Annotated in this window: 15 protein-coding genes; 10 read left to right on the top strand and 5 right to left on the bottom strand. The window is 46.9% G+C overall.

Annotated elements, in window-relative coordinates; translation table 11 throughout:
• Positions 1 to 282: 282 nt before the first annotated feature.
• Together AC5JL3_RS06960 and AC5JL3_RS06965 are read left to right on the top strand one after the other, a co-directional pair.
• Positions 283 to 1,821, top strand: a complete 1,539-nt coding sequence (locus AC5JL3_RS06960; RefSeq protein ID WP_496073785.1) for a hypothetical protein — start codon at positions 283 to 285, stop codon at positions 1,819 to 1,821.
• Positions 1,822 to 1,847: 26 nt separating this feature from the next.
• Positions 1,848 to 2,267: a hypothetical protein gene (locus AC5JL3_RS06965; protein WP_496073786.1), complete on the top strand. Its 420-nt coding sequence runs from the start codon at positions 1,848 to 1,850 to the stop codon at positions 2,265 to 2,267.
• Positions 2,268 to 2,570: 303 nt separating this feature from the next.
• On the opposite strand, the gene AC5JL3_RS06970 is transcribed toward AC5JL3_RS06965, so the two are convergent.
• Positions 2,571 to 2,705: a hypothetical protein gene (locus tag AC5JL3_RS06970; protein WP_496073787.1), complete on the bottom strand. Its 135-nt coding sequence runs from the start codon at positions 2,703 to 2,705 to the stop codon at positions 2,571 to 2,573.
• 198 nt (positions 2,706 to 2,903) lie between these two features.
• Between AC5JL3_RS06970 and AC5JL3_RS06975 the strand changes: the two genes are divergently transcribed.
• Positions 2,904 to 5,090, top strand: coding sequence for a protein kinase domain-containing protein (locus tag AC5JL3_RS06975; protein WP_496073788.1), 2,187 nt, complete (start codon positions 2,904 to 2,906; stop codon positions 5,088 to 5,090).
• A gap of 145 nt (positions 5,091 to 5,235) precedes the next feature.
• Here AC5JL3_RS06975 and AC5JL3_RS06980 read toward each other — a convergent pair whose 3' ends face one another.
• Positions 5,236 to 5,757, bottom strand: coding sequence for a phosphoribosyltransferase (locus AC5JL3_RS06980; protein ID WP_496073789.1), 522 nt, complete (start codon positions 5,755 to 5,757; stop codon positions 5,236 to 5,238).
• A 151-nt stretch (positions 5,758 to 5,908) separates the two neighbouring features.
• On the opposite strand from AC5JL3_RS06980, the gene AC5JL3_RS06985 reads away from it, so the two are divergent.
• The 3 genes from AC5JL3_RS06985 (at position 5,909) to AC5JL3_RS06995 (ending at position 11,386) form a co-directional block, all read left to right on the top strand.
• On the top strand, positions 5,909 to 7,354 hold the full coding sequence (locus tag AC5JL3_RS06985) for an MFS transporter (protein ID WP_496073790.1): 1,446 nt from the start codon (positions 5,909 to 5,911) through the stop codon (positions 7,352 to 7,354).
• Between the two features lie 247 nt (positions 7,355 to 7,601).
• Positions 7,602 to 8,636, top strand: coding sequence for a glycosyltransferase family 4 protein (locus tag AC5JL3_RS06990; RefSeq protein ID WP_496073791.1), 1,035 nt, complete (start codon positions 7,602 to 7,604; stop codon positions 8,634 to 8,636).
• A gap of 431 nt (positions 8,637 to 9,067) precedes the next feature.
• Positions 9,068 to 11,386, top strand: coding sequence for an amylo-alpha-1,6-glucosidase (locus tag AC5JL3_RS06995; protein ID WP_496073792.1), 2,319 nt, complete (start codon positions 9,068 to 9,070; stop codon positions 11,384 to 11,386).
• An 8-nt stretch (positions 11,387 to 11,394) separates the two neighbouring features.
• On the opposite strand, the gene AC5JL3_RS07000 is transcribed toward AC5JL3_RS06995, so the two are convergent.
• On the bottom strand, positions 11,395 to 11,718 hold the full coding sequence (locus tag AC5JL3_RS07000; protein WP_496073793.1) for a hypothetical protein: 324 nt from the start codon (positions 11,716 to 11,718) through the stop codon (positions 11,395 to 11,397).
• Here AC5JL3_RS07000 and AC5JL3_RS07005 point away from each other — a divergent pair.
• Positions 11,702 to 12,433, top strand: coding sequence for a hypothetical protein (locus tag AC5JL3_RS07005; RefSeq protein ID WP_496073794.1), 732 nt, complete (start codon positions 11,702 to 11,704; stop codon positions 12,431 to 12,433). The two genes, AC5JL3_RS07000 and AC5JL3_RS07005, sit on opposite strands and share 17 nt — an antisense overlap.
• 267 nt (positions 12,434 to 12,700) lie before the next feature.
• Here the strand turns inward: AC5JL3_RS07005 and AC5JL3_RS07010 are convergent, their stop codons facing one another.
• Together AC5JL3_RS07010 and AC5JL3_RS07015 are read right to left on the bottom strand one after the other, a co-directional pair.
• The gene (locus AC5JL3_RS07010; protein ID WP_496073795.1) at positions 12,701 to 14,995 is read right to left on the bottom strand and encodes a GumC family protein; all 2,295 of its coding nucleotides are present in this window, start codon (positions 14,993 to 14,995) and stop codon (positions 12,701 to 12,703) included.
• Between the two features lie 33 nt (positions 14,996 to 15,028).
• On the bottom strand, positions 15,029 to 16,525 hold the full coding sequence (locus tag AC5JL3_RS07015; RefSeq protein WP_496073796.1) for an SLBB domain-containing protein: 1,497 nt from the start codon (positions 16,523 to 16,525) through the stop codon (positions 15,029 to 15,031).
• A gap of 437 nt (positions 16,526 to 16,962) precedes the next feature.
• Between AC5JL3_RS07015 and AC5JL3_RS07020 the strand changes: the two genes are divergently transcribed.
• The 3 genes from AC5JL3_RS07020 (at position 16,963) to dxs (ending at position 20,340) form a co-directional block, all read left to right on the top strand.
• Complete coding sequence (locus AC5JL3_RS07020; RefSeq protein WP_496073797.1) at positions 16,963 to 17,181, top strand: hypothetical protein; 219 nt, start codon at positions 16,963 to 16,965, stop codon at positions 17,179 to 17,181.
• Between the two features lie 524 nt (positions 17,182 to 17,705).
• On the top strand, positions 17,706 to 18,023 hold the full coding sequence (locus AC5JL3_RS07025) for a DUF1830 domain-containing protein (protein WP_496073798.1): 318 nt from the start codon (positions 17,706 to 17,708) through the stop codon (positions 18,021 to 18,023).
• 409 nt (positions 18,024 to 18,432) lie between these two features.
• Complete coding sequence (gene dxs / locus AC5JL3_RS07030) at positions 18,433 to 20,340, top strand: 1-deoxy-D-xylulose-5-phosphate synthase (protein WP_496073799.1); 1,908 nt, start codon at positions 18,433 to 18,435, stop codon at positions 20,338 to 20,340.
• The last annotated feature ends 35 nt before the right edge of the window (positions 20,341 to 20,375 follow it).

Raw genomic sequence — 20,375 nt, forward strand, 5'->3', positions numbered from 1 at the left:
TACGTTAGATTGGCTCTATTAATAGTAGCCTAACTTCCGCCGAAGTCTACTAGCCAGTTCCCTGGAATAGTAAGTGCGATCGCTAACTGCAACAAATGTTACGAAAAGCGATCGCCTTTTCTCCCTCTATCCTCTGAGTAAGACAAAAGCGAAGGGGTTGTTTTTTAACGATTTTATGAAGCACAAAATAAAATTATTGTCAAGCTTAGGATTTTGGGATTGTCCTGATAATTAGCGGCATTTCTGTATAAAGGGACAGCACGTTTGATTGGGAGAGTGTTTGTGCCCGCCAAGTCTGTCTCTAACTTTCATCATCGAGATTTATGTCCTAATCATAGGATTACCAAAAATGAAGCGGAACCTAAGCTAAGCGATTTGCCTAAAAAATCTGACAATCGGTTGGCTTCGTCGCTATGGCGCGTCCCTAGTGTTGCAATTTATACCCTGGCAGCCCTTGGAACTCAGGACTTAAGCCATCAAGCATTGGCGATAACCAATGCAGACATTACCGATGAGCCTCGAACTAAAGAGGCTGGTGATCTTGTTGCACCTGCGGCGAAGGAAGAAAAGGAAACAAAAGAAGCAACGCTTAAGCGATCGCGTTTGGCAATTGCTTCTCCAGAATCTGTAGCCGTACAGGAGTTTACACTGGAATCATCCCGCACCTCAGAATTGCCAGTTGCTCAGTCTGAAGGAGAAACTCCAAAAGTTGTTGAGCCATCTGTTCTTAGTCCCACATCTATAGCGAGAAACGCTGGAATTGCAGCGCCAGAAACCGAGGTGATGCTAGCACGGAAAGCAACCCCAGAAGAGCGATCGCTTCCATCACTGCCACCCTCTGCATCGCAGGTAGATTCAGCAACTCTGGGTGAAGTACAGAGCTACAGTGCGCGAGATTTATTGGAAGTTCCGTCTCCTGATCAGAATCCAATACGCATCCAAAACAGCTACAGTGTTGCCTCCCAAGAGACAGCCAATCCTCAAGCAACCGAAAAACTTGTAGCACAAGGAACATCAACAACGGCTAAACCCTGTGTTAAGAATGGAACACTCTTAGCACAAGCTATACCGACAGACAGAGAACCTTGTGTGGAAGTAGACGAGCTACAGAATCAGTTGCGTGAGTTGGAAAACCTAGAACTTGAGGGAGACTTCCGCGCTTCACCAGCACTGAGTATCGTCATTCCAACAGCGTTTGGTGCCGACAATAATACAGGATTTATCAGCGCTACCTATCAAAATCGAACCCGATATAGTGATGTTGCTGATGGGGCGCTGGGTGTAGGAATTGGTTTAGGGGATGCGCGTGAAGCAGTGGGTGTTGAGCTATCTTATGCGATCGCAAGTTTTGGCTCAAACCGCGACTTTGGTAGTGGCGGCTTTAATGTCAAAGTGCATCGTCAGTTGCCCAATGACTTCGCTGTCGCTGCTGGCTGGAATGGCTTTTTAAACATTGGCGATGATAATGACTTTGAAGACTCGATCTATGGAGTCGTTTCCAAAGTCATCCGGACACGAGACAACATCAACTTGCCCTTTAGCCGAGTCGCGATTACGGCGGGTGTCGGCACAGGACAGTTCCAACCTGAAGATGATGTCGCTGATGGTGACGGTATCAACGTTTTCGGCAACGTCGCTGTTCGTGTAGCTGAACCCGTGAGTGTAATTGCTGAATGGAGTGGGCAAGATTTAGGAGTGGGGGTTTCGATCGCACCCTTTAAAAACATCCCTCTCGTCATTACTCCTGCCGTCCGCGATCTTGCTGGTGCGGGAGATGGCCCTCGATTTGTCTTAGGCACTGGTTTTGCTTTCAAGTTTTAAGTAATAAGCGTGGTAGTGAGAGAGTTATGCATACAAGAAAATTAATCGGTTTGGTCATTAGTACATCACTCATTAGCAGTGGGTTAATTGCAGTTCCTGTCAGCGCTCAGCAGGCTCCTAACAACTCCGATATTACAGGAACCAATGTCTGGAATAATACTGCACCTATATTTGAGGGTGATGGTGAACTTGATCCAGAGATTCTCAACAATGCCCGGCGCCTTGACCAAGCACTAGAAAGAGCCTCTGAGAACTGCTGTAATGCCGCTGCACCTGAACCTGTTGGTCCGCGACGGTATGCGAGAAATCCAGGTAATAATGAGGTTTGTGTTAACCCAGAGTGTCAACGCCTGAGTGGCTTAGTAGAGGAAACCCAAGTCTTTCTCAATGATGTAAACCGCCAGGTAGAAGAGGTTAGAACCAATTCAGTGTCTCGTACCTGGTAGATTGTTGTTGCTGAAATTCTCTCTCCCTTGCTTCCCTGCTTGTTTTCAAGCTAGTGCAGTGTGGCGGAAATAACTATCCAGTTGAAAAAGGTTAAAAAGCTTACCTTACAAGCAATATTCATAAAACCCTTCTGCCTCCTGCCTCCTGCCTTCTGCCTTGATGCACTGCATTAAGGCAGAAGTTTCTGACCACTTCGCCCGATGATGGGGAGATAGGGGGAGGGGAAGATGAGAGATGTTTACGGGTCAGTTATTTCTGCCCCACTGCACTAGAGAATCGCCGCTTCATATTGCTTAAGGCAATTAGCGATCGCGTTCTAGACTGCTAAGTTGAGCTTTGATAGCGTAGAGATACCCTTGCTCATTGAGAATCTGTTCCGAGAGTCGCTTCGCCTGAACAGCACGCCGGACAACATCTAGTTCTAATCCCTCTCTCAAGAAACTATTCTGTTTTCTTGAGAGAGGGATTACACAACTATTCAAAACGCGGGGCTTATGGCGAACTTGCTAATTCGCGATCGCAAGTAACAAGCACGAGGTAGCCGAATGTGATTCAGTTCCGGTAACAAGTCACTGTGGCTCAAATCAATCACTTAAAATCGAAAGGTTACAATCGCCACATGGCTTGTTCAACTGATGCCACTTTTTTTCCTTCATTGGGATGAATCGCTGTCTAGTGGAACATCCTTCGCGCTCATCCGTGTAGCAGACTCTAAGTACATGAAGTCCCACTTTTGCAGCAAAGGACACGAAAATCCCTCTGGTAGTCGCTTTTGCGTCCAGTGTGGCGAACAGTTGTCCAATAGTGTTTTCCAAGGTATCTCACCTGGAATGATGTTAGGTGATCGCTACCGCATTGTTCGGGAGTTGGGACACGGCGGCTTTGGACGCACTTATATTGCAGAAGACCTCAATCGCTTCAATGAACCTTGTGTTCTAAAGGAGTTTGCCCCGCAAGTGCAAGGTACCTATGGCTTGCAAAAAGCCGCAGAACTTTTTGAGCGGGAAGCGGGTGTTCTCTACAAGCTACAACACCCGCAAATCCCCAAATTTCGAGAGTTGTTCCGCTTCAAGCAAGGGGACAAAGGACTCTTATTTTTGGTACAGGACTATGTTGTTGGTCAAACCTACTACGCCTTAATTGATGCTCGGAGGCGTCAGGGACTAAGGTTTAATGAAGCTGAGGTGACGCAGCTAATGCTCCAACTTCTGCCCGTTTTGGAGTACATCCACTCGCTAGGGGTGATTCATCGCGATATCTCTCCCGATAATCTGATTTTGCGAAGTACGGATGGGCTGCCAGTATTAATTGACTTTGGTGGTGTCAAGCAAGTAGCAGCAAGCGTTGCCTCGCAGTTTGTGGGGTTACAAGGGGCTAATGGAATGCCTGCAATTGCGACTCGCTTGGGTAAAGTTGGCTATGCGCCTCATGAGCAGATGCAAGCAGGAGTCGTTTCTCCCCACAGTGATTTGTATGCCCTCGCCGCAACCGTATTGGTGTTGCTCACACTCAAGGAACCCCAGCAGTTAATTAATCCGCAGACATTAACGTGGGATTGGCGGCACGAGGTCAACCTTAGCCCGATGCTTGGAAGTGTACTGGATCGAATGCTGCAATCCAGACCCGGAGATCGCTTTCAAACGGCGGCTCAAGTGCTGCAAGTGCTGAATGCACCGCTACCATCACCTCCGGTTGCCTATCCACCGACTCAGCCCCCACCAGTACCGCAAACACAAGCCACTGTAGCCTTTGCTCCTGCCCCAGCCCCTTGGAATCAACAGGGTTCTCCCCCGACGGTTGAGACACCAGTACCTAGTGCAAGTGGTAATCAGTCATCAGGCTGGTTAGGGAAAGTTTCGCTCGTGTTTGTTGCGATCGCAATTGCTGGTGGTGTTGGCTGGGGCGCTGGTAATTGGTGGATACAGTCCCAGACGCAACCGGATGATAGTCAGCGGCAACCAACAACGAGTAATCCTGTTGTCTCACCGGACAACGCTGAACCAGAACCCACGACAGAACTTTCCCCTGAAGAACAACGACGTAAGGAAGTATTGCAGCAGCGTCGTACTGCACTTGGCATTCGCTATGAGTTCTATGCAGATTTAGTGAATGAGGAGTTTTGGACACAGAACCCCGAAGAACGGGGACGGGTATTGGGCACAGAACCAGAAGATGCTCAGTTGCGATCCCAGTGGGATGCGATCGCGGCTAATTTATTAGGGCAGTTAGAGCGATATGAACTGAGTCCAGGGGTACGGCTGCAGTTAGGAGGCTATACAGAAGCGGATCGTGATCGCTGGAAAGCTGAAGCCAATCAACTGCACATTGGTAGCCGTACTCTTTATGACCTCACTGATGCCAAGTTCTTTCGAGCGTTCCCTGACCAACGGGGCAAGGATTTTCTCAAGCTTCCCATTGGTCAGGTGTGGCAAGCCACTGTTGCTGATACCCTTGAGACTATGAAATCGGGTGCTGCCTTTGAGCGCATTGTCTTTGACCCAGGAGCTTCTGGTACACAAGTCAGTGGTAACTTAAAACCCGGAGAAGGGAAAGCGTTTATTGCTAGTCTCTCAGAGGGTCAGGTTATGGAGGCGAATCTTACTACTGAAGAGAAAGCCTTATTCTCGCTCTACAGTCCCACTGGCAAAACAAAACTCCTAGAAGATTCAGGCGATCGCACTTGGTCAGGACAACTCCCAGAATCGGGCTTCTATGAATTTGTTGTTGTTAACGAGGGTGCAGCACCAGTGGATTATCAACTTGACCTCACCGTTGAAAATTCCGTACCACCTGAACCTTTACCACAAGGTTCAGCGGAGTAATTAAGTGCAGCACGACCCAAATAACTATCCAGTTAAAAAAGGTTAAAAAGCCTACTGTTCAAGCAATATTCCTTCTGCGATATTTGGCGACCTCCGCGCCAAATCCTCTGCCTTTTTGCACTAAGTTGTTAAGCTAATCGGTATTTCACACTTCCCCAACGAGATAATTCTGTGCCAACTCAGCAGGAGTCATTTGCTCATAGCGTTCAAACGGCTGATGAATCCAGGGATCATCCGGTAAATAATCGACGTAGTAATCAGGAGTAATCACTGAGCAATCTTTGTACCAGAGGACACCTGTACGAATCTCCTCAATTTCACCACTATAATTACGCTCTAACCAACGAATCGACTCTTGAAGACTGATGCCCGAATCAACTAAATCATCAACCAGTAGCACACGACTACCTAAATACTCAGTGGTCATTGCCAAGTGTCGAGAGAAGGTGATTGAGCCTCGAACTCGGTTTTCTGGCCCTGTATAAGAAGATGCTGAGAGAATGGCTAGCGGCTTGCGGTATAGTCGGCAGAGGATGTCGCCAATTCTTAACCCTCCCTTAGCGATGCAGACAATCTGGTTGAAATCCCAGTTAGCCTGATGGAGTTTGACAGCCAACTGTTCGATTTTTTGATGGTATTCTGACCAAGAAATGTAAAGGTCGGGCATAAGGAGCATCCAGAAAAGCGTCAATGAGAGTAAACAAAATATTACAACGCTTAACTTATATTCCTCTGCTTGGAGTAGAACCACTGCCAGAGGTTATGTTAGCGATGTGCGATTTTATGTTCTCGTTACTCCTAAAGATAAAGAAGCTGCAATGAGTGAGATTTCCCCTCCTGACCCTTCATCAAAAAAACTGAGTCTTAGCACCAAACTGGCTTATGGTGCTGGAGATATGGGTGCTGGAATTACTGCTACCCTCTTAGCCTTCTCCTTACTGATATTCCTCACGGATGTTGCCGGACTAAGCCCAGGATTGGCAGGGACAGTTCTGTTAATCGGTAAGGTTTGGGATGCGGTGAATGATCCAATAGTGGGAGTATTAAGCGATCGCACTCGTTCTCGCTGGGGACGGCGTCATTCGTGGATGATTTTTTCTGCCATTCCCTTTGGTGTTTTCTTCTTTCTTCAGTGGATTGTACCCTCGTTCAGCAGTAACCCAGAGGCAAACCAGTGGGCATTGTTCTGGTACTACGTGATTGTCAGTATTTTATTCAACATGGCGTTTACTGGTGTTAATCTCCCCTACACCGCCCTAACAGCCGAACTGACACCAGACTATAACGAACGCACAACCCTGACTAGTTTTCGCTTTGCTTTCTCCATTGGGGGTAGTCTTCTTTCACTTGCCCTCGGTCAAGTGATTTTTCAAATCATTCCCGATGGCAGACAACAATATCTAGTTTTGGCACTGATCTGTACAGTTCTCTCTGTGCTGCCGATGTACTGGTGTATTTGGGGAACCACTGACCCAACCGCAGGAGAGCCGTCTGTAGTCGAGGACAGCCAGCAAGCCGTTGATTCAGTTGAATCAATACCGTTTTTCGAGCAGTTAAAAATTGCCTTTAGCAATCGGCCGTTTATCTACGTCATCGGCATCTATCTATTTTCCTGGCTAGCGTTCCAGCTAACGGCTGCGATTATTCCTTACTTTCTAATTAACTGGATGCGCCAAGATTCTTACTTCGTTGCCGCATTGGTTGTTCAAGGGGTTGCACTAGTTATGCTGTTTGTTTGGAATGCTGTGAGTCGGCGCGTTGGGAAACGAGCCGTTTACTTTATGGGCATGAGCTTATGGATTTTAGCTCAAGGCGGACTGTTCTTTTTGCCACGAGATCAAGTGGCTCTGATGTATGTGCTGTTCGTCTTGGCAGGCTTTGGCATCGCTACGGCTTATCTAGTGCCTTGGTCAATGTTACCGGATGTCATTGAGTTGGATGAATTGAACACTGGACAAAGGCGTGAAGGGATTTTTTACGCATTTATGGTATTACTACAAAAAGTCGGTTTAGCGCTTGGTCTGTTCGTAGTTGGACAAGCCCTTGATATGGCAGGATTAATCCAATCTGAAGCGGGGCAACCCGTACCAGAGCAACCGAGTTCTGCACTGCTCGCTATCCGCCTAGTTGTTGGGCCACTACCTACGCTTTTCTTACTTTGTGGTCTAGTTCTCGCCTACTTCTATCCCCTCACTCGTGAAGTTCATGCTGAAATTCTCTTGAAGCTTAGGGAACGCAAGTTAGGGCTAGGAAGCGAAGAATAGTACCTTGCAAAACCTGAGATTGAGGAGTCGCTAGTGCAAGAAGGCTCTTATGCACAAGGCAGGAGGCAGAAGGCTTTTATGAATATTGCTTGTAAGATAAGCTTTTTAACCAATGTCCAACTGGATAGTTATTTCCGCCACACTGCGCTAGTTTGCTGAGTTCATCTTCCGGTTCCTCAAACGCCGTCTAAGTACACGAATGGTATGATTTTGACTGCCTTTCCATTACTACTGCTTTTGGATCTCTATGAGGATTGCTCAGATTGCTCCCCTTTGGGAACGTGTACCTCCTTTCCGTTACGGTGGAACTGAGTTAATTGTCAGTTTGTTGACAGAAGAATTAGTTCAACGGGGTCATGAAGTGACCTTATTTGCCTCTGGTGACTCCATCACAACCGCTCACTTAAAGTCAGTTCATGAACGGGCGCTGAGATTAGATGAAAACATTAAAGAGCCTGGACTTTATGAGCAAATGAGTCTGGCGCAAATCTACCACCAAGCGCATCATTTCGATATTATTCACTCCCACGTTGGTTATGCTGCTTTGCCTTATTGTGGCTTTGTAAAAACCCCTACAGTACACACAATGCATGGCATTTTCACCCCTGATAATGAGAAAATGTTCCGGCAATTTGCATGGCAACCCTATATCAGTATCAGTGAAGCTCAGCGGGAACCTAGGCTTGGCTTAAATTACATTCACACGGTCTACAACGGCATTGATCTAGAGGTCTATCCTTTTCAAGCAGAACCAGATAAACCTACTTATCTTGCTTTTGTCGGACGCCTTTCACCGGAAAAAGGACCAGAAGACGCGATTAAAATTGCTCGTGCTACTGGCTTACCTCTGAGAATGGCAGGTAAGGTTGACCCAGTAGACCGAGAGTACTATCACCAGAAGCTAAAACCACTGATTGATGGCGAACAAATTCAGTATTTGGGTGAAGTTTCTCACGAAGAGAAAGCGAATCTGCTTGGAGGGGCAACAGTTACCCTGTTTCCAATCACTTGGCGTGAACCGTTCGGTTTGGTGATGATTGAATCAATGGCGATGGGGACTCCCGTGGTTGGTATGGCGTTAGGTTCAGTTCCGGAAGTGATTGCTCATGGTAAGACTGGATATGTCTGCCACACCTTGGAAGAAATGATCCAAGCTGTTCCAGAGGCGATGAAACTAGACAGAAACGCTTGTCGAAACTACGTTTCACACCGCTTTAGCGTCAAGTCAATGGTCAATGAGTATGAACGGGCTTACAAAATGGTTCTGGGTGCAAATGCTTAGGGGGAAGCCATTTGTGTACAAATATTAAGTCTCGTCACAGACCTTATCTTTGCTCAGCCAGTCTTGCTAATTCGATTACATTTGTAACAGAGTAAGTCTGGACGAAAATATCGTACCAGTGAAAAGACAACTCCCTCGGCGCCTGTAGGCAATTGTCAACTGGCGAGTCTTTTCGTGGGCATCTACTATTGCTGAATGTCTCCACCATATCTTCACCTGCGTAGCGGCATCGGCGTCGGGAAACTGTCTCAACATTTCTGGATGAAAAAATGTCTGCCTTGTCAAGGACGTATCTTTAAAGTGTTTGTTAAAAGCGCTTTCGTCTCAATGAACAAGGTGTAAGTGTTGTCGCACTCTTAACGTTGACAACCGATAACGGTGCAACAAAGCCATAGCCTCAGACCACTCTACCTTTGACTGGAAAATTTGGTATGACGACGGATACGTTGAATTTAGATGGTAAAACATTTGTCCCCGCTGACCAACTTCCTATCCCGGAATGGCCTTGTGTTCTGAGTGAGCGTCCTCAACCAACGCTCACAGTTAAAGATAATGACTTGTTTCTGGTCACCGATACGCTTGGCAATATTGCTGGGTGTTTAGGAGATGACACGAACGCTAGCATGGGGCTATTCTGCTGCGATACACGGTTTCTCAGCCGCTTGGAGTTACAAATTAACGGACATTCGCCAGTGTTGCTTAGCAGCACGGCTGACAAAGGATTTGCTCTGTCTGTTCTGTGTACCAATCCCAGCATGGACGGAGGCTCACGATTAGAGGGAGGGGATAAATTAGAGCCAGATGAGGAACTAAACGATTCATCTGTTTTTGATTTTGCTCCCCTAAGAGCTGACACGGTTGGGATTCATCGAGAACTTGTCCTAAATGGGTCATTGTTTGAAGAAATCACCGTATCTAACTACAGCACCAGTCCGATTCGCTTTCAGCTCAGTTTGAGCTTTGATGCGGATTTTGTGGACTTGTTTGTAGTTCGGGGTTATGGTCGCAAACATAAAGGACAGCTTTTACGCGGTTTACACAAGGGGCAAGAGGAGTCTGGAGAAGAGTCTTACTTAAAGGCGATCGCATCTGAGTTGTCGCTCGCTTACAAAGGCTTAGATGGCGCTGTGATGGAATCTCGCATTGAGTTTGTTCATCGCCTCCCTGACTACTTGACGGGTTACACGGCGGTTTGGCAACTGGAGTTAGATACTCACGAGAAGCAAACACTAGGCTATCGGCTTCAGATGCTGACGAATAATCGCCCTACTTCTAGTGTCAGTGCGCCAGTAACCCTAATACAGGCAAAAGCCGCTGAGTTATTAGAACACCAAGAATGGCATCAACAGGTAACCCAGATTCGCTCGGACAAAAATACATTTAATCGAGTAATCGAGCGTGCTGAGCAGGATGTTTATCTACTACGGCAGTCCTTTGGCAAAGGAAAGGTACTCTCAGCAGGAGTCCCTTGGTTTTCCACGTTGTTCGGGCGTGACTCAATTATCGCCGCCTCGCAGATACTGATGCTCGATCCAACGATTGCTCGTGAAACTCTAACAATCTTGGCTGATTACCAAGGCAAGAATGAGGACGAGTGGCGCGATGAGCAACCCGGCAAGATTTTGCACGAGTTACGGATGGGTGAAATGGCACGTTGCCAAGAAATTCCTCATACTCCTTACTACGGCACCGTTGATGCTACACCCCTGTGGTTGATGCTCTACGCTGAATACTACGCTTGGACGCACGACACTGAAACCTTGGAGCGTCTGTGGAATAGTGCCCAACGCGCAATGGAGTGGATCGACCGTAGCTGTAGCAAGACAGGCTACCTCAGTTACGAGCGTCACTCAAAGCGAGGCTTAGCGAATCAGGGATGGAAGGACTCCGGAGATTGTATTGTCAATCGCAAGGGGCAGTTGGCAACGGGTGCGATCGCATTATGCGAAGTGCAAGCTTATGTCTATGCTGCCAAAATCCGTCTGAGTGAAATTGCCCGACTGAAGAAGCGGCTTGATTTGGCAGATCGATGGCAAGATGAGGCAAAAGACCTCAAGCGCCGATTCAACCAAGATTTCTGGATGGAAGAAGAGGATTTCTGTGCCTTGGCGCTGGATGGGGATGGGAATCCGGTAGACAGCATTACCTCTAACCCTGGTCACTGTCTCAATCTTGGTATCCTCTCACCCGAAAAAGCTTACAGTGTGGCGGAACGCTTACGTGCGCCGGATATGTTTAATGGCTGGGGGGTTCGTACCCTCAGTAGCTTGTCACCTGCGTACAATCCGATGGGGTATCATGTGGGTTCTGTTTGGCCTCATGATAATTCACTAATTGCGTTGGGGTTGCGATCGCTTGGGCTGATCGATCAGGCTCTGGAACTCTCGCAGGGGTTGTTTGATATGACCTTACAACAGCCCTACCTGCGTCCTCCAGAACTCTTCTGTGGCTATGAGCGTACTCCAGATAATGCTCCTGTGAAGTATCCTGTCGCCTGTTCTCCCCAAGCTTGGGCAACTGGTAGCATCTTCCAGTTGTTGCAAATGATGGTGAATTTGGTACCGGATGCTCGGAATAACTGTTTGCGGATTATTGACCCAGCTTTGCCAGCGTCGATTAATAGTTTGTCGCTGCACAATTTGAGAGTCGGTCCAACTCTACTGGATTTGGAATTCGAGCGTTCGGGTAATACGACGGCTTGCCGTGTTGCTAAGAAGCGGGGAAATCTTCGGGTTGTGATTGAAGCTTAAGTTGTTACCTAGAATTTACTCGTATGTTCTAAGTACCACTCGTCATTGATGAGGTTCGGAATGCGTCCCCTAGCTAAGCGATTACCTGTAGTTGTTGCCACTGTGAATTCCGAACCCCTTTTAGGGTGACCTGTACTCAGTTGGGGAACAAGAGATGAATATTGCACATCATGTTTAGCTAGACGAAAATTTCTGCTGGTGTTCGCTGATGTACTCACTTGGAAAGTGACGATAGTACGATGAGCGAATAGCCAACGACAAAGTAAAGTTTGCTCCTGAACTGAAATGCCAAAAAGACTATCCTTGAGCTTATCTGTGTTAACGAGTGTCATTTTGGCTGGGGTTCCTGCCCAAGCTGCGACACCAACAGCACCAACTGTTTCGCAGCAACAGCCGACCACCTCCCAAATTATTTCTCCAATTGCGGCTGAACAACAAGCCACGCCACAGGCAGCCTTGACTCTCGAAGATTTACCGCCTGGATTTACCGAACTGCCTCCAGAAGTGGCGACTATGATTGCCTCTCGGTTGGATGTTCTCAGGCAACAACTAGGACAAAATAGCCTACAACCCGAAAACTTCTTTGCTTTTGTCAATCAGCAAAACTTCCAAATCGTTTTGGGATTTACGGGGAAACTCCCGAATCAGTCGGAACAGGCGGGTTTCGATGCTAATCTGCAAGAGCAACAGAAGCCAGAAGTCCAGCAAATGATGCTAAGCCAGTTGCAGGAAAAGTTAAAAGACTTTGGGGGGCTGAAGGTAACTGAATATAAAGCGCTTCCAGAACTCAATAACCTAGCCAATGCTTCAACTGGATTAACAATGGCGATGGAGATGCAAGGTCAACCGCTACGTGTAGATGTTGCTGCGTTTCGCCGCAATAATGTGGGGGCGTTTACAGCAGTGATGTATCCTACCACTGGTGGACAACCAACGGCAGCAATTGGTGATGTGGCGCAAAAGCTCGATGCGCGAATTCTACAGTTGTCGGCTGATGCGAATCGTTCTCCCGTAGCAAAAGTTGGCAGTGCGGTTCAGCTTCGATGATTTAAGGGGAATGGTGCTGACTTACTCCCTTCCCGGTCTAAGATTACCTACTACCAGATGGCTCAAACCTTAATTTTGCGTGGAAATACAATAGGTATTCTTCTGGCGGGAAAGGAGTAAGCGAAAAATAGTCGTTGTAATTAAACCCGGATTGGGGGACGTTGCCCCCCAATCCCCCCACTGGGGGCAGATTGCCGCCCCCAGTCCCCCTGCACAAGGTGTTATCGGTACTAATGAGGGTGCAGTTTATCAAGGCGTGAGAGCTTACTACTTTTCAACAGTTTGATATTGCCGCACATAGGGAGCATAGGATTCAGACGAGTAACCCTTAATCCCATTAGCAACAACACCCAAAACAGGGGCACCGGAAATTTTCAAGCCTTCTAATGCTTTGTTGAGCAGTGAACGGTCAGTTTTCTCCAGTCCGACAACGAGAACGATGCCATCGGTATTTGCCGCTAGGATATTGCCATCTGCAAGTCCCAGCAGCGGTGGTGTGTCGTAAATCACCAAGTCGAAAAAGGCTTGGAATTGCTCCATCAGATACTGCATTTTATCTGAGGAGAGGAGTTTAATTGAGTCGGATGTGGCTTGACCTGCAGTCATGACAAAGAGGTTATCTTCAACAGATGAGTGTTGAATTGCATCATTCAAACTTAGATCTGTTGTAATCACATCAGTGAGTCCTCGATCGTTCGGTAAGCCGAGGCGGAGATGGAGTTGAGGACGACGCAAATCAGCATCAATGAGTAATACTCGCTGACCAATGGAAGCGGCTGTCTGTGCTAGGTGTACGGCAACCGTTGTCTTACCATCACTGCTGAGTGCTGAACCTATCACCAAAGAATGAATTGGTTTGCGGGCACTGAGAAGGCGAATGTTGGTGTAGAGAGAGCGGAACGCTTCTAAAAAGACAGTGGCTTGCTCGTCTGGGGCTTGCTTAGATACAGGTATCAAGGCAGGCGTACCAAGTTGCCCTAACAAGGCTGGGGGAAGTTTTTTGGCTTTTTTGTCAAGTTTTTTGAGTTCTCTGGCAAAGGGAATAACTCCCAATAACCGGAGTTTGGTAGCAGCTTTGATTTCATCGGGGGTGTGGAATACGGTGTGTAGGATTTCAACGATGAAACCAATGCCAATCCCCATCAGGATACTCAAAACACCTGCGATCGCAAGTTGCCGTTTTGTTTGTTTTGCAGAAGATGGGATGAATTCCCCTGCCTGATCACGCGGTAATTCTGGGGGTGCAATAACTTCCCAAGGAATCTCCCGCTGGGACGCATCTAGCCTCAAGGTTTCTTTTTTCTCTAAGAATTGCTTGAGGCTTTCTGTCGCTACTTGCAATTCCCGGTCTAAATCAGAGTACCTACGCAAAACTGTTGGGAAGACTCTAACTTTTTCGGTAACCTCAGCTTCAGCTTGGGCAAGATAGCGATCGCGTGCTTCTAATTCTTGAATTTGACCAGCAATATTGTCCAAACTCTTTTTTGCTTCTTGAGTTAATAGAGTCCGTAAATTTTGCTGTTTTTCCCGTAAATCTTGAATCGGTGGGCTATTTTCAAGAAACTGCGAAGATTGAAGGGCAATCTCCGTATCTACCTTCTGAAGCTCTGTGATCAGATTGCTGTAGGTGTCTGGCTTATTAGGATCGCTCGACAGAACGGAGACGATATTATCTTCACTAAGCTGTCTTTGTCGAGTCTCGTAGGCTGCTCTTGTCTGAACCAGTTCTGCTTGAAGATCAACGCGCTGTGCGCTCAGAGATCGAGCTTGCTCAGTTAAAGCTTCTCCTGTTGTACCTGGCTCATTTAAAGTGTACTGCTGACGTAGTTTTTGCAGTTCTCCTTGGAGTGTATCAACTTTCTTCTCTAGAGCTGGAAGTTGCTCGTCGATAAACTGAATTCCCTGACGTAGACTAGCTAGACGCTCATCCCTGCTATAGCTTAAGTACGTTTGTGCCAGTTTATCTAAGACAAACTCAATTTTCTCTGTATCTCTATCCTCATAGGTAACACCTAAAATTTTGGTGCCTTGCTGTTTGCCATCTTTTTCGTAACTGATGCGGGCAATCTCTAACTTACCCGTTACTGAATCGTAAGTAATATCTGGATACCGAGCTTGTAACTCTTTAATCACCGGAGTCATCAGCTTGGGACTTGTGAGGACCCGAATTTGAGTTTCATAATCTACTAAGTCAGAGTTTTCAATTCCTAACTTAGAGATTTCTGAAGCACCCATATTGTTACCGGTTTGAGCAAGTAACGAGAGCTTCGCTAGCCTCCCCTCTGCCGTGACGGGTTCTACCAAAACCCGAAATGAACCTTTGTAGGAGGGAGGAGTCTTTTTGGCATTCCAAATAATATAGCCGCCAGCTAACGTCCCTAAAGCCAGCGATGCTGCGAACATCACAGGTGCGCGACGACGAACTACCGCAAAAAGCCAAGCCAGATCCAGTGTATGTCCACTACTCTCTTCCGGCTCAGGCGCATGGCTTTGTGCTATGGGATCAGATAGCTTGCCACCCTGCCTCTGTGAAAACATTTGATAGTCGCGTTCGGTATCCATACTTTTTCACATTACTCCCGACAAAGTCGTGCGTTAATCATCGTCATCATCGTCATCCCTGTCTATAATTCCTAGCAGTTCGAGAAGTCCTGCGATTCGATCCGGAATCGAAAGCGCCGCAAGAACTGAGCCAGCGGGATTCAATAATAGTCCTAATGTATCTGTAAACCTAGTACTACTAGAGCGACCTACAACAATTATGTCGTTTTCACGTAGTATCGGATTAGTTTGCTCATTAACGTTTTGGGCAAAGTTAATGGGTACATCTTCTCTGATCACTGTACCATCAGGATTAAGACGAATCAGCTCTACAGTACTACGACGTGCTCGACTACCTCTAAATCCACCAGCGGTTAGCAAGGCTTGATTCAACGTTGTGTTTGGTGGAACCTGAATTGTACCTGGCTCTGCCACTTCCCCAACTACACTCACGTTAATTGTAGCGGGAGAAAAGCGAGCCGTTGCGACTTCAACGGCTTCGGCGGGGGTCACCTCTGTGGCTTTCGGAACAACAACGGTATCTCCTTCTTGCAAGATGGCATCTTGAGAGATATCTCCTGTTTGCAAGAGTTCCCAGAGGTTAACACTGATAATTTGCTCACCGCCCGTTTTGGTCAAGCGGCGAATTTCAACACGGCGAATATCGGCTTCAGGGAGGATTCCCTCAGCCTGTTGAATGGCAGTCGTTACGGTAGGTAAGCCGCCAGTAATGCCTGTCGAGTTATTGTTTTGAGTTGCAGTTCCCACCAGAATGTAGGAACCGGGACGCTTTACTTCACCGACAACGGCAACGGTGCGTGGCTTGTCCAAATCAGCGGCGAAGCTAACGGTGGCTAATTGGCGAGTGTCTTGGAGATTAACTGTGTTTAAGGTCGGAATAAAGATTGTATCGCCATCTCGTAAGGTCAAATCTTGAGTGCGATCACCCGTTTGCAAGAGTTGCTGGAAATTAACCGTAAAGACTTGGTCGGCACGGTTTCCAGACTGTCGGCGCTGGACTTGAACCTGACTAATATCAGCCGCTAGGGTGATTCCCCCAGCTTGCTGAATTGCCTCAGTTAAGGTTGGGTACTGAACACCCGGATTATCCCCAGCACCTCCGGTTAGGTTAATCGTGAAGGAACCTGGACGATTGACTTCTCCAGCAACAAAAACGTTGAGGGGACGAGGAGAAAGCAGTCTTACAGTAATAATGGGACGCTTAAGGAAAGCCGCGTATGCCGAGGAGATGACATTCGTTGCCTGTTCCAGCGTTAAGTTCTGAACAGAGATGCCGCCAATTAGGGGTAGATACAGTACACCATCAATCGGTACTTGATACTCGCCACTGTACTGAGTTACCTGGAAGACATCAATAAAAAGGCGATCGCCTCCCCCAATAACATAAGCTGTCTGAGGCTGTCCAACGCTGTTATTTAAGCGAGTTGGAATTTGCCCCTGCTGTAGTGTTGGTAACTGCGCGATCGCAGGTAATGGGCAAGACGCAGCCATGAAAACAAGTAGGGTCAGACCCGCAACAGGCTGTGTCATTGCTTCAAAGAAACCTGTATGCATACCCCTGACATCATTAGCGTGATTTTTTGACCTCTCTATTGTACCGATTGAGGTTCGATACTTAAGCGAAGAATAGAAAAGTAATTCTACATAATTTTGACAACAATGTCCGAAAAATAGAATGTTACTTTAGGAAGATGTTTGCTAATCACGATTGGTGAGTATATGTAGTCTAAAGTTACACTTCTGACAACCTTAAGCGTATCTAAGGACTAATTAACAATCCTCTTGTCCAACCATTCTTACTAAGTGAATAATTTAGCTGATAGTCTTTGCAATTTACCACTAGCACTATAGAACGTTAGTAGGAATACAATTAATTGCACCACTATACTGGGAGAAACAACAGACTTGATATCACTTATAGTTAGTCGTGTATCCAGAACAACACACTGAATTATTGGGAGAGAACAATGAGTAAGGCTCCGTTTCATGATGAATTTACCCTGTCAGAAACAGCCGTGGGGCTTGGGAAAAAAGCAATGGATTTAGGGCTGATTCCCAGTTTCGTTGTACGTTACTTCCCCGATAGCCAACAGTTCTACATTCCTAATGAAAATGAAAGTTCGCCTCTCACGCCAGAGGAGGCATATCTACGATTAAAGAAGTTAGTTGAACAATCTGGTCGATAACCTCTTTCTTTACAACAGCGTCAGAGTTGAGGCAACGTAACTTACGCTGAATAGTTAGACAAAATTAATCACAAGTCCAAATACTCTGACTTTGGAAAAAGGCTTTTTGGCTGTAGGCGATCGCTTTCCTTCGGGTAACCCATAGCTCTATACCCATTAGCCAGCTCTTCGAGGAAAGAGTGTCAGAATCTCAAGCCCTTGAACTGGCGTTACGGTGCGTAAGCCCTACAGAACTATACCCTTAGACAGATGGGCTTAAACTTGAGGAAGATAAATATAGGATAGGCTTATACCTTGAATTAGGCGAACTTGTCGGTGCAGTTTAAGAACCTCTCAATCAACTAAAGGAGTTAGTTGGTTGGGTTAAGTTGTTTTTGTGTAAAGTAACTTGCCTGCAGCAACGCTAGACTTTCAACCGGCTTTCATCGGCGTTGCAATTGTTTAGATAGGGATATGTTTGGAGAAAGTGGAGGGAGATACCACTTTTTCGGTAGCAGTAATCTTGTACTACGTGACTTGCAGTTGTGAATAAAACCATTAGTTCTGTACGTTCTCAACGTTCCAATCTCATTCTCTGTTGCTATTTCAATGCAACAAGCAATGTTCAAGTAGCAACTAGTAAAAAGCTACCTGATTGGTCGTTTGAGCAGGTTGTTTTTCCAGGACAACGGCTTTTGTTTGAGGCTCCATCAGATGCTTATCTGGAGATTCATTCAAGCCATATAGTAGATGTAGATAGTGTTCAGCAACTTTTGTCAATCAGATGCGATCGCTTGCGAGTTGATGATGGTCGTGAACAGGAAGAACCTATTCTCTATAAAGTCAAAGTCGCTAGGGACTAATAGGGTTTTAGAAGTTGTAGCTTAAGACAAGAGCGACTGGAAGTCGCGGCTAAACAAACGAAGTCCGCCTGCGCGGACTAATGAAAAATCAACAATTATTTAACCTGCGTAGGCAGGTGCGTGTTTGTGTAGCTGCGGTTTCTAACCGCCAAGCCTCTTAAGTTGACACTGATGAATTATTTGTGCCCCTACTGGCGAAAACCCAAGACTTCCTGTAGTTCTTGACTAAATCTGTCAAGTCACAGGCAGAGTGACTTTTATCAAATAGCTCAAGGGAAAGCCGCTCAAGTAAAGGACACTTGACAGTAGATCCATGGCGCTTGATTCTTAAGGGGTCAAATTATTAGATACTTTAGAGTGTGAAAGGGATACCTAAAAAATCCAGTAGCAACTCTAAAGATACGCTCGTATGCATATAAGTGAAATTACTCATCCGAATCAGCTGCACGGTCTGTCGATTCGTCAACTTGAGCAAATTGCCCGTCAAATTCGGGAGAAGCATCTCCAAACTGTCGCTACTAGTGGTGGTCACTTAGGGCCAGGGTTAGGTGTTGTGGAATTGACACTAGCCCTATATCAGACCCTCGACTTAGACCACGATAAGGTTGTCTGGGATGTCGGTCACCAAGCTTATCCCCACAAAATGATCACAGGTCGGTATGACCAATTCCACACGCTGCGGCAAAAGGATGGTATTGCGGGTTACCTGAAACGCTGCGAGAGCAAATTTGACCATTTTGGCGCAGGTCATGCTTCTACCAGTATTTCTGCGGCGCTGGGGATGGCGTTGGCACGAGACCTTAAGGGTGAGAACTTTAAAGTTGCGGCGGTTATTGGTGATGGGGCGCTTACAGGTGGCATGGCATTAGAAGCGATTAACCATGCTGGTCATTTACCCAATACCAAACTCCTAGTCGTTTTAAACGACAACGAGATGTCGATTTCGCCCAATGTTGGCGCAATTCCTCGCTATCTCAACAAAGTCCGGCTAAGTCCCCCGGTGCAATTTCTGGCTGATAATTTAGAAGAGCAGTTTAAGAATATTCCTTTTGTTGGCGAGTCACTAACTCCAGAAATGGAACGCATCAAGGAAGGAATGAAGCGCTTAGCTGTGCCTAAAGTAGGTGCGGTGTTTGAGGAGTTGGGCTTTACCTATATGGGGCCTGTGGATGGTCATAGTCTGGGCGACTTACTTTCTACATTTAAAGCGGCACACAAGCACGATGGTCCAGTGCTGGTGCATGTGGCGACGATGAAAGGGAAAGGATATGCGATCGCCGAAAAAGACCAAGTGGGCTACCATGCTCAAAGTCCTTTCAATCTCGCTACTGGCAAAGCGATTCCTTCTAATAAGCCTAAGCCACCTTCATACTCCAAAGTTTTTGCCCACACCTTAGTCAAACTCGCGGAGAACAATCCTAAAATCGTGGGCATTACGGCAGCTATGGCAACGGGTACAGGGTTAGACAAACTCGCCAGCAAACTGCCCAACCAATACATTGACGTTGGCATTGCGGAACAGCACGCTGTTACTCTCGCTGCTGGTTTGGCTTGCGAAGGGATGCGTCCTGTTGCCGTAATTTACTCTACCTTCCTGCAACGTGCCTACGACCAGATTGTTCACGACGTTTGTATTCAAAATCTGCCAGTCTTCTTCTGTCTTGATCGTGCTGGAATTGTGGGTGATGATGGCCCGACTCACCAAGGAATGTACGACATCGCTTACCTGCGCTGCCTACCCAATATTGTTGTGATGGCTCCCAAAGATGAAGCAGAATTGCAGCAAATGGTGGTTACAGGCGTTAACCATGATGGTCCGATCGCAATGCGCTATCCTCGCGGTAATGGCTATGGTGTTCCCCTAATGGAAGAAGGCTGGGAAGCCATTCCTATTGGTAAGGGTGAACTATTGCGGAGTGGTGACGATGTGCTACTGGTTGCTTATGGTTCAATGGTACATACCGCAATGCAAGCGGCTGAAATACTCAGTGAGCATGGTGTTGAAGCAACGGTAGTTAACGCCCGTTTTGTCAAGCCTCTCGATACGGACTTGATTGTGCCGTTGGCGAAGCGAATTGGTCGTGTAGTGACGCTAGAAGAAGGTTGCATCATGGGCGGTTTCGGTTCGGCTCTGACTGAAGCTTTAATGGAGCATGATGTTGTGGTGCCAGTGAAGCGCATTGGTGTTCCTGATCAATTAGTTGAACACGCTAAGCCAGATGAGGCTAAGTCCGAATTAGGTTTAACCGGTTCGCAAATCGCCGAACGAGTACGAGAGGCTTACTTTAGTGAGCAGCTATCGGTAGTTGGAGGTTAAGACAGGTTTTAAGACCAAGGGTGGCGCTTGCTACC

This window comes from Symplocastrum torsivum, assembly GCF_059505465.1.